Source organism: Tenacibaculum sp. SM2510 (assembly GCF_057002845.1).
Map to the genome: position 1 here is coordinate 219,395 of NZ_CP192703.1, position 13,884 is coordinate 233,278.

Genomic DNA, 13,884 nt, shown 5'->3' on the forward strand with positions numbered 1-13,884 from the left:
CATTGCTAATGAAGTGAAGTAACTCAATAAATTTTAAACTCTGTTGAAAACTAATTCAACAGAGTTTTTTTGTTTTTTAAAGAGTAAATACTACTTTAGCAGAGACTTCAATTTCCTCAATTTTTTATGACTCAAGAAACAAAATACACCGAAGATAATATTCGCTCGCTCGATTGGAAAGAACACATTCGTATGCGACCGGGAATGTACATAGGTAAACTAGGTGATGGTTCGTCTGCCGACGACGGAATTTATATTTTGGTAAAAGAGGTTTTAGACAACTCTATTGACGAATATGTGATGGGAGCCGGTAAAACCATCGAAATTTCTATTCAAGGGAATAAAGTTATTGTTAGAGATTACGGTCGTGGTATTCCTTTAGGAAAAGTAGTTGATGTAGTTTCTAAAATGAATACGGGAGGAAAGTACGACTCTAAAGCATTTAAAAAATCGGTAGGTTTAAATGGTGTAGGTACCAAAGCCGTGAATGCGTTGTCTTCATTTTTCAGGGTAGAATCATCAAGAGATGGTAAATCTGCAGCAGCAGAATTTTCACAAGGTAATTTAACCGATCAAGAGTTTTTAGAAGAATCATCTCGTAGAAAAGGAACAAAAGTATCTTTTATACCTGATGAAGCTATTTTTAAAAATTATAAATTTAGAAACGAGTATGTTGCTAAAATGCTTAAAAACTATGTGTATTTAAACACAGGTTTAACGATTGTTTTTAACGGCGAAAAATATATATCAGAAAACGGATTAAAAGATTTATTGGAAGATAACAACAGTCAAGATGATATGTTGTATCCAATTATCCATTTAAAAGGAGATGATATAGAAGTTGCTATCACACACAGTAAAACACAATATTCAGAAGAATACCATTCGTTTGTAAATGGACAACATACTACGCAAGGAGGTACGCATCAAGCAGCATTTAGAGAAGCTATTGTAAAAACAATTCGTGAGTTTTACGGTAAGAATTTTGAAGCCTCAGATATTCGTAAATCAATTATTTCGGCAATTGCTATTAAAGTGATGGAGCCTATTTTTGAAAGTCAAACAAAAACAAAACTAGGATCTACTGAAATGGGAGACGGTTTACCAACCGTACGAACATATATAAATGATTTTTTAAAAACACAGTTAGATAATTACTTACATAAAAATGTAGAAACAGCAGATAAGCTACAACGTAAAATTATACAAGCAGAGAAAGAGCGTAAAGAATTATCGGGAATACGAAAGTTAGCTAAAGACAGAGCTAAGAAATCAAGTTTACATAATAAGAAATTGCGAGATTGTAGAGTCCATTTAGGAGACACAAAAAAAGACGCGTATCTAGAATCAACACTATTTATTACCGAGGGAGATTCAGCATCTGGATCTATCACAAAATCTAGAAATGTAAATACACAAGCAGTTTTTAGTTTAAAAGGGAAACCTTTAAATTCTTATGGATTAAGTAAGAAGATTGTATATGAAAACGAAGAGTTTAATTTATTACAAGCTGCTTTAAATATAGAAGAAGGTATACAAGACTTACGTTACAACAACATTGTAATTGCGACCGATGCTGATGTTGATGGTATGCATATTCGTTTATTATTAATAACGTTCTTTTTACAATTCTTTCCAGAGGTAATTAAAGAAGGTCATTTATATATTTTAGAAACTCCGTTGTTTAGAGTCCGTAATAAAAAAGATACCTATTACTGTTATTCAGAAGAGGAGAAACGAGAAGCGATAGAGAAGTTAAGAGGAAAACCAGAGATTACTCGATTTAAGGGATTAGGGGAAATTTCACCAAACGAGTTTGTACATTTTATTGGAGACGATATTCGTTTAGATCCTGTTATGTTAGATAAAGAAATGTCGATAGAGCAAATGCTGGAATTCTATATGGGGAAGAACACTCCAGACAGACAAAAGTTTATCATCGAGAATTTAAAAGTTGAATTAGATGTTATTGAAGATGAAGTTTAAAAAAAATATTTAAGTAAAAATGAATAAAGAAAGAAGAGCAAGAATATACTTAATTATAGCCTTTACAATTTTTTTTATCAATTTATTAAATGTTGATTTTAATAATTTAGCTTGGCAAATTAATAGCAAGCATTATATAAACATGTTAGTGGCAACAGTAGTTTTTGCTATCATTTTTATTCTCAATAAAAAAAACAATAACTCTTAAAAGAATACCCATTATTCAATGAGTGAAGAAAATAATAATTACGAGCACGACGAAGAGCTAAATCAACCAATTGAAAATACAGAGACGATAACGAAAGTTACCGGAATGTATAAAGAATGGTTTTTAGATTATGCTTCGTATGTAATTTTAGAAAGAGCTGTTCCGTCTTTAGAAGACGGATTAAAACCTGTACAGCGTAGAATAATGCATTCTATGAAAGATTTAGATGATGGGCGTTACAACAAGGTAGCGAACATTGTTGGGCATACCATGCAGTATCACCCACACGGAGATGCTTCTATAGCAGATGCAATGGTGCAAATTGGTCAGAAAGAGTTGCTGATTGATATGCAGGGTAACTGGGGTAATATCTTAACAGGTGACCGCGCAGCCGCTTCTCGTTATATAGAAGCTCGTTTATCAAAATTTGCTTTAGAAGTTGTTTTTAACCCTAAAACAACCGATTGGAAGCAATCGTATGATGGTAGAAGAAAAGAACCTATAGATTTACCGGTAAAGTTTCCTTTATTATTAGCACAAGGAGCAGAGGGAATTGCAGTAGGTTTATCAACAAAAATATTACCGCATAATTTTAATGAATTGATAGATGCTTCTATCAAATACTTAAAAGGAAAGAGTTTTACAATTGTGCCTGATTTTTTAACAGGTGGAATTGCAGATTTCACCAATTATAATGATGGTATAAGAGGAGGAAAGGTTCGTGTTAGAGCAAAAATTTCTCAATTAGATAAAAAGACCTTAGTAATTACTGAAATTCCGTTTGCTACGACTACTACAACTTTAATTGATAGTATTTTAAAAGCAAATGAAAAGGGGAAGATAAAGATTAAAAAAATTGAAGACAATACAGCTGCTAATGTAGAAATTTTAGTCCATTTGCCTGCGGGAATATCTCCAGATAAAACAATTGATGCATTATATGCATTTACGAATTGCGAAAATTCAATATCACCACTATCGTGTACTATTGAAGATAATAAACCTGTTTTTGTAGGAGTTTCAGAAATGTTAAAGCATTCTACAGATTTAACGGTTAAGTTGCTTAAAAGCGAATTAGAAATTCAATTAAATGAATTACAAGAGCAATGGCATTTTGCATCTTTAGAACGAATTTTTATTGAAAATAGAATCTACCGCGATATTGAAGAGGTAGAAACTTGGCAAGGTGTAATTGAGGCTATTGATAAAGGTTTGCAGCCTCATATTAAACATTTAAAAAGAGCAATAAACGAAGAAGATATTGTTCGTTTAACAGAAATTAGAATTAAGAAAATTTCTAAATTCGATATTGACAAAGCCAAACAGCATATTGAAGGTTTAGAAGAAAAAATAGCTGAGGTAAAGAATTACTTAGATAATTTAATAGAGTTTGCTATTAATTATTTTAAAAACCTAAAAACGAAGTACGGTAAAGGCCGTGAGCGTAAAACAGAAATCAGAATTTTTGATGATATCGTTGCTACGAAAGTAGTAATGCGAAACACTAAACTTTATGTGAATAGAGAAGAAGGTTTTGTAGGTACTTCACTTAAAAAAGATGAATACGTTACGGAGTGTGCTGATATTGATGATATCATCATTTTTAAAAGTGATGGTAAAATGATAGTTACCAAAGTGGCAGCTAAAACCTTTGTAGGTAAAGATATTATTCATATTGCAATCTTTAAAAAGAAAGACAGGCGTACTGTGTACAATATGATGTACAAAGATGGTGCAAAAGGGCCGAGTTATATGAAGCGTTTTAATGTAACTAGTGTAACACGCGATAAAGAGTACGATTTAACAGCAGGAAATAAAGATTCAAAAATGTTGTATTTCACAGCAAATCCGAATGGAGAAGCTGAAGTTGTAACCATAAATCTTCGTGCTGTTGGTAGTATTAAAAAATTAAAGTGGGATATTGATTTTTCGGATTTAGCTATAAAAGGGAGAGCAGTTCGTGGTAATCAAATAACCAAATTCGCCATTAGAAAAATTGATTTTAAATCAGCCGGAGTATCAACCTTAAAGCCTCGTAAAATATGGTTTGATGATGCCGTACAACGTTTAAATGTTGATAATAGAGGTGAATTGTTAGGGGAGTTTAGAGCAGAAGATAAAATTTTAATAGCAACACAATCAGGTAAGATTAAAGCGGTATCTCCAGATTTATCAATGCATTTTGAAAATGACATGATTGTGCTAGAAAAATGGAAGCCAAATAAACCAATTTCTGCTGTTTATTTTGATGGTGAAAAAGAACGTTATTATGTAAAACGTTTTTTAATTGAAGCCACAGATAAAGAAGAATTGTTTATTTCTGAAACAGAAAAATCGAAATTAGAGATTGTTTCTACTGATTATCGCCCAATGGCTGAGGTGTTATTTTCTAAACGGAGTTTGGATAAAATTGATATAAATTTTGAAGATTTCATCGCCATAAAAGGTATTAAAGCACAAGGAAATCAACTAACAACCGATAAAATTCGTACTGTTAATTTATTAGATTCATTACCATACGAAGAACCTGAAGAAGAAAAAGTTGAAGATATTGAAGTAAACGAAGAAGAGGAAATCACTGAAAAAAGTTTACCTTTAGATATTGAAGAAGTAGCTACCAAAGATTTTGTAAATTCTAAGGAAGATAAAGCAAAAAAAGCTTTAGAGCGCGCGCTTCAAAAAAAGAAAAAGCAAACAGAAGAGGATGATGATAGTCAAACTGCATTATTTTAATGGATAAGTTATTCAAATATCATTTTAACTTAGATTCTTTTTTTGGAACTTTAGGTTATATATTAGTCGTTGTTTTTGTTGCTTGGGTATTGTCTAGAATTGTACGTTATGTAATTGTTCAGATAATAAAACGTAGAAAAATAGATCGTTATGGTAAAACAAGTATTTTGTTTTTACGTAATTCAGTAAAATTTTTTCTAGGTCTTTTTGGTATCATCTATATTATTATGACGGTGCCTGCTTTTAGAAGTAAGGCAACTTTAATTTTTTCAGGAGCAGGTATATTGGCAGCAATCATTGGTTTTGCCGCACAAGCAGCTTTATCTAATTTAATAGCAGGAGCTTTTATTGTTATTTTCCGACCGTTTCGTGTAGGTGATTATATTAGGTTAGATGACACGAGAGTTGGTATTGTTGAAGATATTACATTGCGACATACAGTAATTAATAATTTTGAAAATAAACGATTAATTATACCAAATTCAGTAATAAGTACCGATTCTGTTTTAAACCATACTATTGAAGACTCACATGTATTAAGCTTTAATAATTTTAAATTAGGCCTAAAGGCGGATATAGATTTAGCCCGAAAAATTATTCAAGAAGAAGCAATTAAGCTTCCTACCGTTATTGATTTTAGAACACCAGAGCAGGTAATGATTGATACAAATCAAGTAGATGTTCGAGTAATAGATGTGTATACAGATCATATACATTTGAGGGCTTATGTTTGGTTGAATGAACCATTTCAAGAATTTAAAACCAAATGTGCTTTAAAAGAAGCAGTTCATAAACGCTTTTTGGCTGAAGGAGTAGCATTACCAATACCCATTTATAAAGTAGTAAAGGTGTAAACGATCTTTTAGCTATCTTTTTACTACGTATTTAATTTTCTTTAAATACAATTGTTATAAAAAGTAGCCAACTAAATATTTATAAAGTAGAGATTATTTTAATCGATTTAATTATTAGTCTTTAAAAAGAAAACCTAAACCTAAACGACTTAAAAATTTCTTTTCGAAAGCCCAAAAGAATTTAAACTGACCAAATAACCAACCAACAATAGGTAACGTAGTTTGGTAAATAGGAAAAATAAGTAAAATACGTAAAGGCCAATACAACCAAGGCGAAGTAGCATCAGTAGAAAGCCCAAAAAAAGCGGTAATAGGTTTTGCTACCCAAGAAGCAAACGAACCATTAATAGAAAATACGATTAGTACCGCAATTACATCCCAAGTAGTTTCTAAACCCCAACGTTGTTTTAGTTTTTCCATGGCGGCAAAAATAGTTAAAAGAAAAAGGGCAAACAAATGTTTGCCCTTTTTGATATTATAATCTTTTATAAAATTATTTTTTTCCAAAAAGACCACCTAGTAATCCACCTAATAAACCACCACCAGATTTTTTTTGATCGGCACCGCCTAAAACCATACCAGCAATATCATCAACAATACTTCCATCTCCATCGGCATCTAAAATTTGCTCTAAAAAACTTTGTTCTTTATCAGCAGAGCTACCACCAAGTAATCCGCCTAGCAACCCACCTAAATCGTTAGAATTGTTTATGTTGTCTTGTCGAGATTGCTTGCCTAGAACCCCCATTAAAATAGGAGCAGCCGTTTTTAAAATATCTGCAACAGCGTTAGAGTCCATTCCTGCTTTTTGTCCGATAATTTTTTCTACACCCTGTTGCTTATTTCCTAAAACGTGTTTTAAAATATTACCACCATCTTGTAAAACATCTGCATTTACACCGCCATTAAATAAGCCACCTAAATTATCTAAAATACTACCATCGTGCTTACTTAAAGCTCCCATTAACCCTTCAGCTCCTTGTGGAGATGTAGAGTTACGTTGCATTGCTTTCATTAGTACAGGTAAAGCCATGGTTAAAACACTACTTGTTTTGTTGGTGTCTTGTCCTGTAGAACCTGCTACACCTGATATGATTGATTTACCTAAGTCACTGTTTAATAAGTCTAAAATTCCTGCCATTTTAATATTGTTATAAGATTTGTAATTAGTTATCGGTAATTATGTCACAAGTTACGGATTAATGGTCATATTTTTTAAATATTTATTTTATCTTACAGCCTTAAAAATTTAAATCAATTAGATGAAAAAACTGGCGTTACATTGGAAAATTTTAATAGGAATGGTTCTAGGAATCTTATTTGGATTTTTAGCATTGCAATTTGGCTGGAATAGTTTTATAGAAAATTGGATAAAACCATTAGGAACTATTTTTGTGAAATTATTAAAATTAATAGCTGTACCGTTAATTGTAGCATCGTTAATAAAAGGAATTTCAGATTTAAAAGATATTTCTAAATTTAAAAGTATTGGTGTAAGAACCATGCTAATATATATAGGTACTACTGTAATTGCAATTACCATTGGTTTGGTATTGGTAAATGTAATTCAGCCTGGAGACGGAATATCACAAGATACAGTAGAAAAACTTACAAATACGTACGCAAAAAGTTCTGGTGTAACAGCTAAAATTTCTGAAGCAACAAGACAGCAGAGCAGTGGGCCATTACAGTTTGTTGTTGATATGGTACCAGATAACGCTGTAAGTGCGATGAGTAATAACAAAGCAATGTTGCAAGTAATATTTTTTACTATTTTCTTAGGAATATCAATGTTGTTAATAGGCGAAAAGAAAGCAAAACCTTTAAAGAAATTTTTCGATTCTTTAAACGAAGCGATTTTAAAAATGGTAGATCTTATAATGTTAATTTCTCCATTTGCCGTTTTTGCTTTGTTAGCAAATGTTGTAGTTACTTCTGGTGATCCAGATATTTTATTAGCGCTATTAAAATATGCAGGTGTTGTAGTTTTAGGCTTACTATTAATGATTGTGTTTTATGCTGTTTTAATAAGTGTTTATACAAAGAAAAATCCGTTTTGGGTTTTAAAACAATTAAGTCCAGCACAATTGTTAGCTTTTTCAACAAGTTCGAGTGCGGCAACGTTGCCTGTAACTATGGAGCGCGTGGAAGAACATATTGGTGTAGATAAAGAAGTATCTAGTTTTGTGTTGCCAGTAGGAGCAACTATAAATATGGACGGAACAAGTTTGTACCAAGCAGTAGCCGCTGTATTTGTAATGCAGGTTTTATGGCCAGAAGGTTTAGGTTTTGCAAATCAAATGGCAATTGTTTTAACGGCTTTATTAGCGTCTATTGGTAGTGCAGCTGTTCCTGGAGCAGGAATGGTAATGTTGGTTATTGTATTAGAATCTATTGGTTTTCCTAAAGATTTATATCCTGTGGCTTTAGCATTAATTTTTGCTGTAGACAGACCTTTAGATATGTTACGTACTACAATTAATGTTACTGGAGATGCAACTGTTTCTATGATTGTAGCAAAATCAGTAGGTAAATTACACGATCCTAAGCCTAAAAATTGGGATGATAATTACGATGATGTAAAATAAAAAATGAATGTAATTTTTGAGTTAAAAAAGACTTTAAGGGTGTCAGTTCGAGTGATTTTTGATAAAAAATAGTATCGAGAACTAATTTAGAAGTAACAACTTTAATTCTCGATACAAATTTTGCTCATTTCAATCGTAGAATTCACTCGAATTGATAAAAAAATCATCAAAAGTGAACAATAGAATAAAAACATCAATGTGTAATTTAACATTGATGTTTTTTAGGTTTAAAAGGAAGGCTTTAAGTTTATAAAATGATTTTTAAAAATAGATAAATGAAAATTACAATTCCGAGTTCGCTTGTTTGTGTTGATTGGTTATTTGAAAATGTAAAAGCAGATAATTTAATTATTTTAGATGCAAGTATAGCCAAAGTAGGAGCTCAAGAAAATAAAGAAGAAAGCAAGGATCAGATTATAAATACTGTTTTCTTCGATTTAAAAAATATTTTTTTAAATAAAAAAAGTGAGTTTCCTAATACGATTCCGACAGAAAAACATTTTGAAGAACAAGTGCAGCAACTGGGAATTAATAAAGATAGTTGCGTAATTATTTATGATGATTTAGGTGTGTATTCTTCCCCTAGAGCTTGGTGGTTGTTTAAACTGTTTGGTTTTGAAAACGTAGCTGTTTTAAACGGGGGATTACCAGCTTGGCAAAAAGCAGAATATTCAATAGAAACTTTGAAAACAAAACAATTAATAAAAGGTGATTTTAAGGCATATTTTAAAACTAACAGAATAAGTACTAAGGAAGAGGTTTTGGTAGCGTCAAGTAATAAGAAACATATTTTTGATGCGCGTTCAAAAGGACGTTTCTATGCAACATTGCCAGAACCTAGAAAAGGTTTAAGAGGTGGTCATATTCCGAATTCTAAAAGTTTACCACATTCCGACTTGCAGGTAGATGGTAAAATGAAATCTACAGAAAATTTGCAAGAAATTTTCTCAGTATTGAATCCTAAGAAAGAAGCCGTTATTTTTTCATGCGGATCAGGTATTACAGCATGTGTTTTAGCTTTAGGAAATGAGTTAGCAGGCAATACAAATTATTCCGTATATGATGGTTCATGGACGGAATGGGCGAGTACTTTAGCCTTGCCAGTTGAAAAATAGGGTTTAAATCAATTTTTTCACTTCTTGTTTTAAATATGCAATTGATGTTTGTGTAGGATTCTCATTCTGAGAATAATCAATTAATATACTTTCGCGTAAATCTTTTGCCGTTTTTGCTGTTTCTGATGTTTTACGAAGCTTAGCAATTATTGTTAATTTTGCAGCCACAATCGCTTTCCAACTGTCTTCCGATACATATAGTTGTTGCACCATATTGTGTTCGTATTCTTGTTCGATATTAGCAATTAATAATTGAACATAACTATTAGTATCCTCACTAATAGGAATTACTCTTACCAATAGTTTTGTAGGGTTTACACGCTCGCAAAACAAAAGTAGGCGCTCGTAAGCTTGTAGTTTAATAGGTAAGCTTTCACGTTTTTTATCAACTAAGGCATTAAATTTTTTTTCGTTGTTATCTTGTTTAATAAAAGCACCTAATATAAAATAAGCTACAAATCCTGTTACTAATGCTGGTAAAGCGTATGCTAATCCTTCAATAATTTTATCTTCCATAATGCGAATATACAAGTCCTGTTAAAATTGCCAATCCAAAACTTAATAAAGTTCCGATTAAAATGTATTCTGTTAGTTTTCTATCTTTTGCAGAAGTTAAATCACCAAAACGAAAAATTGATTTTGCAGCTAATAAAAAACCAACACCTGCCCATTGTCCAATAACAATGAATGTAAATATTAATAAACGTTCTAAAATTCCGATATATTTTCCTGCTTTAGCTAAAGATTCATCTTCTTTTTTTAGCTCTTTTTCAGGGCTCCATTGCGATATTATAGTTTGTATAATAATTGATGCTACAAAACTCACAAAAAGGAGACAAGATATAAGTAAAAGTACTTTTTGAGAAAAAAAGGAAGCTATGTTAAATTTATAAGGAGTATACCAGAAGGTTACCAATGCTAATACCAAAATATGCAAAAATTGATCTATAAAAAACAACCATGTTTTGTTCTTTTTGTTCTGTAAATATAATTTGCTTAAATCAATTAAATAGTGAGTTATGGTTATAAAAAGTACACCCAAAATATATTTAAAACTAAAACCAATGATTAATAATAAAAGTAATAAATGAACAGCAATATGTAAGTATAATTTTTTAGATTTAAATTTCTTTTTTTCTTTGTTTTTAATCCATTTATTTGGTTGAAAAATAAAATCACCTAAAAAATGGGCAATTATAAATTTTAAGAATAAGATCATAATGATGCTGTTTTTTGTTGAATTAATTCTCTATATCTTTTCTCTAAGTTAGTAATAGCATCGTAGCCGGCGCGTTTTTGTCGTTCGCTAATATTACTTTGTGTGATGCCTATTTTTTTTCCAATTTCACTTTGAGTTAATAACGGATTTTCTATTGATAGTTGAAATACTTCTGCTGAATTTTTTGTCCAACTATTCATAGTTAATAAAGCTAAATCTAAAGCTAGATTTAGTTCTTTATCTAACGCTAACCAAGGAGTTTTTATCGCAATTAATTGTTTTTTTACCAGGCTATCAAAAACTTCACCTGAATTGATATAAGCTTGGCCATTGGCCTGTGTAATATGTAAATTTTTAGAGTCTTTAGTTCCAATACCAATACCAACCCTAACATCAATATTGTCAATTTGTTTTAGATGAGATTTTAATAAAAAAGCAGCATAAAAAGCTTTCTCTACAGGCACTTCTAGTTGAAAACTATCACCTCTAAAAATTTCCCAGTTAGTAGGTTGTTTTCCGAATTTATTAAGAATAGTTTTTAGCTTTTCTAACCAAATGCTATTATCGGTTTTTCTAGATTTTACGATGTCTCCTGTTAAAATACTTGTCATTAAATTCTTGTTATAAGTTTTAAAAATACTTAAATATTTATAAGTAACCAAAATTATCTGCAAATAAGCAGATAATTTTATTTATCTGCTTATTTGCAGATATATTGTTTTATCCGTTTTTAAGCGAATAAAAATTGTGAATAAAAAAAAGGTTACATTCTTTATATAACCTAAAAGAATGGTTAAATTTCCGTTTTAAAAATTCTTTCAAATTTTTTCTATTGAATACTTACTTAGAGCAACTTAACGAACCACAAAGAGCAGCCGTTTTACAAAAAGATGGCCCAATGATAATTATTGCAGGAGCCGGATCGGGTAAAACAAGAGTTTTAACCTATCGGATAGCGCATTTAATGAAACAAGGAGTCGATTCGTTTAATATTTTATCGTTAACCTTTACAAATAAGGCAGCACGTGAAATGAAAATACGTATCGCAGGAGTTGTCGGTGATAACGAAGCGAAGAACTTATGGATGGGAACTTTTCACTCGGTTTTTGCTCGTATTTTACGATCGGAAGCAGATCGTTTAGGATTTCCTTCTAATTTTACAATTTATGATACACAAGATTCAGTACGGTTGATAACTTCGATTATCAAAGAAATGAATTTGGACAAGGAACGTTACAAACCAAAGCAGATTTTAAATAGAATTTCTTCATTTAAAAATAGCCTAATTACAGTTCGAGCATACTTTAATAATACTGATTTACAACAAGCAGATTTAGAAGCAAGCAGACCAAAAGTAGGTGACATTTATAAAGAATTTGTTGACAGATGTTTTAAAGCAGGAGCAATGGATTTTGATGATTTATTACTAAGAACGAATGAGTTGTTAAGTCGTTTCCCTGAAGTATTAGCAAAATACCAAAGTCGATTTAAATATATAATGGTAGATGAGTATCAAGATACAAATCATTCACAATATTTAATTGTTAGAGCTTTAGCAGATCGTTTTCAAAACATTTGTGTAGTTGGTGACGATTCGCAAAGTATTTATAGTTTCCGTGGAGCAAACATTAATAATATCTTGAATTTTCAAAAAGATTATTCAGATGTTAAAACCTTTAAACTAGAACAAAATTACCGATCTACAAGTAATATTGTAGAAGCAGCAAATAGTGTAATTGATAAAAATAAAACGAAGTTAGATAAAATTGTTTGGACAGCGAATGATGCTGGAGAAAGCATTAAGGTAATGCAAACCATATCTGAAGGAGAGGAAGGTCGTTTTGTGGCCCAATCTATATGGGATAATATGATGAATCACCAAATGACGCCCGATTCATTTGCTGTTTTATACAGAACAAACTCTCAATCTAGAGCAATGGAAGACGCATTGAGAAAAAAAGGCATTGCGTATAAAATTTATGGTGGACTTTCTTTTTATCAACGTAAAGAAATTAAAGATTTACTATCATATTTACGTTTGTTAATAAATCCGAAAGATGAAGAAGCTTTAAAGAGAGTTATCAATTATCCAGCACGAGGAATTGGCGCTACAACGATTGATAAGTTAACAATAGCAGCAAATCATTATAAAAAATCAATTTTTGAAATTTTATTGAATTTAGATAAAGTTGATTTAAAGATAAATTCAGGAACAAAAACGAAGCTAGAGAATTTTACTAGAATGATTCAGCGTTTTCAAATAGACGCTCAGAAAATGAACGCTTATGAGGTTGCCGATTTAGTTGTTAAACAAGCGCAATTAGTAAAAGATTTACAAAAAGATGGCACACCAGAAGGTGTAAATAAAGTTGAGAATGTTCAGGAATTATTAAACGGAATAAAAGATTTTATTACTGATAAAATTGAAACAGGAGAAGATGCTTCTTTAACTATTTTTTTAGAAGATGTAGCATTGGCAACTGATTTCGATTCAGAAGGGAAAGACGATACACCTAGCGTTTCATTTATGACTATTCACCAGTCAAAAGGGTTAGAATATTCACATGTTTATATTGTAGGTTTAGAAGAGAGTTTATTTCCTTCTGCTATGAGTATGAGTACTCGAAGTGAGCTTGAAGAAGAGCGTCGTTTGTTTTATGTAGCAATAACAAGAGCAGAAAAAGTAGCATATTTAACACATGCTAAAACGCGTTATCGTTGGGGGAAATTAATAGATTGCGAACCTAGTCGTTTTTTAGAAGAAATAGACGAGCAATATGTTGAAAATTTAGCTCCTAAAATACCCAAAGCATTAGCAAATAGATTTATAGATGCTAGTATCTTTGATGATGATGATTCGCCTAAGAAAATCCGTTTTCAAAAACCAATTCAAAAACAACGAAAAGAGTTTTTAGCAAAAAAAGAAAAACCTAACGTAGTACCGCCAAAAAGTAAAATGAAAAAGGTATCAGAAGTAAGTCCGATAATGAACTTATTTGAAGGTGATATTGTTGTTGGTAACTTTGTAGAACACAATCGTTTCGGAACAGGAGAAGTTGTTGCTTTAGAAGGAAAAGGACCCAATAAAAAAGCCGAAATTAAGTTTGGTACCGTAGGTAAAAAGAAATTATTATTACAATTCGCAAAATTAAAGGTAATCGGATAACTATGTAATTCGCAA

At 31.3% G+C, this 13,884-nt stretch carries 12 protein-coding genes; 7 read left to right on the plus strand and 5 right to left on the minus strand.

What is annotated here, in order from left to right; all coding sequences use genetic code 11:
- The first annotated feature begins 126 nt into the window (after positions 1 to 126).
- From ACQ629_RS00915 to ACQ629_RS00930, 4 genes are read left to right on the plus strand one after another with little or no spacing between them, the layout of a single operon-like run.
- Entirely contained in the window at positions 127 to 1,986 is a 1,860-nt protein-coding gene (locus ACQ629_RS00915; RefSeq protein ID WP_483706052.1) for a DNA topoisomerase IV subunit B, read from the plus strand.
- Between the two features lie 19 nt (positions 1,987 to 2,005).
- Positions 2,006 to 2,194, plus strand: a complete 189-nt coding sequence (locus tag ACQ629_RS00920) for a hypothetical protein (RefSeq protein ID WP_483706054.1) — start codon at positions 2,006 to 2,008, stop codon at positions 2,192 to 2,194.
- Positions 2,195 to 2,212: 18 nt separating this feature from the next.
- On the plus strand, positions 2,213 to 4,927 hold the full coding sequence (locus ACQ629_RS00925) for a DNA gyrase/topoisomerase IV subunit A (RefSeq protein ID WP_483706056.1): 2,715 nt from the start codon (positions 2,213 to 2,215) through the stop codon (positions 4,925 to 4,927).
- Positions 4,927 to 5,781 (plus strand): mechanosensitive ion channel family protein, encoded by an 855-nt coding sequence (locus ACQ629_RS00930; RefSeq protein WP_483706058.1) that lies wholly within the window; start codon positions 4,927 to 4,929, stop codon positions 5,779 to 5,781. The genes ACQ629_RS00925 and ACQ629_RS00930 overlap by 1 nt, the downstream gene beginning before the upstream one ends.
- Before the next feature lie 114 nt (positions 5,782 to 5,895).
- Here ACQ629_RS00930 and ACQ629_RS00935 read toward each other — a convergent pair whose 3' ends face one another.
- Together ACQ629_RS00935 and ACQ629_RS00940 are read right to left on the minus strand one after the other, a co-directional pair.
- Positions 5,896 to 6,201: a DUF6787 family protein gene (locus ACQ629_RS00935; protein ID WP_483706060.1), complete on the minus strand. Its 306-nt coding sequence runs from the start codon at positions 6,199 to 6,201 to the stop codon at positions 5,896 to 5,898.
- A 73-nt stretch (positions 6,202 to 6,274) separates the two neighbouring features.
- Entirely contained in the window at positions 6,275 to 6,922 is a 648-nt protein-coding gene (locus ACQ629_RS00940) for a DUF937 domain-containing protein (protein ID WP_483706062.1), read from the minus strand.
- 121 nt (positions 6,923 to 7,043) lie between these two features.
- Here ACQ629_RS00940 and ACQ629_RS00945 point away from each other — a divergent pair, with 121 nt between their 5' ends.
- Complete coding sequence (locus ACQ629_RS00945; RefSeq protein WP_483706064.1) at positions 7,044 to 8,369, plus strand: dicarboxylate/amino acid:cation symporter; 1,326 nt, start codon at positions 7,044 to 7,046, stop codon at positions 8,367 to 8,369.
- A 275-nt stretch (positions 8,370 to 8,644) separates the two neighbouring features.
- Positions 8,645 to 9,484: a sulfurtransferase gene (locus tag ACQ629_RS00950; protein ID WP_483706066.1), complete on the plus strand. Its 840-nt coding sequence runs from the start codon at positions 8,645 to 8,647 to the stop codon at positions 9,482 to 9,484.
- 3 nt (positions 9,485 to 9,487) lie between these two features.
- Here the strand turns inward: ACQ629_RS00950 and ACQ629_RS00955 are convergent, their stop codons facing one another.
- From ACQ629_RS00955 to ACQ629_RS00965, 3 genes are read right to left on the minus strand one after another with little or no spacing between them, the layout of a single operon-like run.
- A complete protein-coding gene (locus ACQ629_RS00955; RefSeq protein WP_483706068.1) occupies positions 9,488 to 10,000 on the minus strand; it encodes a DUF7935 family protein in 513 nt (170 codons plus the stop codon).
- A complete protein-coding gene (locus ACQ629_RS00960) occupies positions 9,990 to 10,703 on the minus strand; it encodes a DUF3307 domain-containing protein (protein WP_483706070.1) in 714 nt (237 codons plus the stop codon). Before ACQ629_RS00960 ends, ACQ629_RS00955 begins: the two co-directional genes overlap by 11 nt.
- Entirely contained in the window at positions 10,700 to 11,314 is a 615-nt protein-coding gene (locus ACQ629_RS00965) for a SatD family protein (RefSeq protein WP_483706072.1), read from the minus strand. Before ACQ629_RS00965 ends, ACQ629_RS00960 begins: the two co-directional genes overlap by 4 nt.
- 221 nt (positions 11,315 to 11,535) lie before the next feature.
- Here ACQ629_RS00965 and ACQ629_RS00970 point away from each other — a divergent pair, with 221 nt between their 5' ends.
- Positions 11,536 to 13,869 (plus strand): ATP-dependent helicase, encoded by a 2,334-nt coding sequence (locus tag ACQ629_RS00970; protein ID WP_483706074.1) that lies wholly within the window; start codon positions 11,536 to 11,538, stop codon positions 13,867 to 13,869.
- The last annotated feature ends 15 nt before the right edge of the window (positions 13,870 to 13,884 follow it).

Bases quoted from the DNA above. Each gene is read 5' to 3' on its own strand.
- ACQ629_RS00920 (WP_483706054.1), top strand. From the start codon at position 2,006: ATGAATAAAGAAAGAAGAGCAAGAATATACTTAATTATAGCCTTTACA.
- ACQ629_RS00935 (WP_483706060.1), bottom strand. From the start codon at position 6,201: ATGGAAAAACTAAAACAACGTTGGGGTTTAGAAACTACTTGGGATGTA.
- ACQ629_RS00925 (WP_483706056.1), top strand. From the start codon at position 2,213: ATGAGTGAAGAAAATAATAATTACGAGCACGACGAAGAGCTAAATCAA.
- ACQ629_RS00955 (WP_483706068.1), bottom strand. From the start codon at position 10,000: ATGGAAGATAAAATTATTGAAGGATTAGCATACGCTTTACCAGCATTA.
- ACQ629_RS00965 (WP_483706072.1), bottom strand. From the start codon at position 11,314: ATGACAAGTATTTTAACAGGAGACATCGTAAAATCTAGAAAAACCGAT.
- ACQ629_RS00945 (WP_483706064.1), top strand. From the start codon at position 7,044: ATGAAAAAACTGGCGTTACATTGGAAAATTTTAATAGGAATGGTTCTA.
- ACQ629_RS00915 (WP_483706052.1), top strand. From the start codon at position 127: ATGACTCAAGAAACAAAATACACCGAAGATAATATTCGCTCGCTCGAT.
- ACQ629_RS00930 (WP_483706058.1), top strand. From the start codon at position 4,927: ATGGATAAGTTATTCAAATATCATTTTAACTTAGATTCTTTTTTTGGA.
- ACQ629_RS00950 (WP_483706066.1), top strand. From the start codon at position 8,645: ATGAAAATTACAATTCCGAGTTCGCTTGTTTGTGTTGATTGGTTATTT.
- ACQ629_RS00960 (WP_483706070.1), bottom strand. From the start codon at position 10,703: ATGATCTTATTCTTAAAATTTATAATTGCCCATTTTTTAGGTGATTTT.
- ACQ629_RS00940 (WP_483706062.1), bottom strand. From the start codon at position 6,922: ATGGCAGGAATTTTAGACTTATTAAACAGTGACTTAGGTAAATCAATC.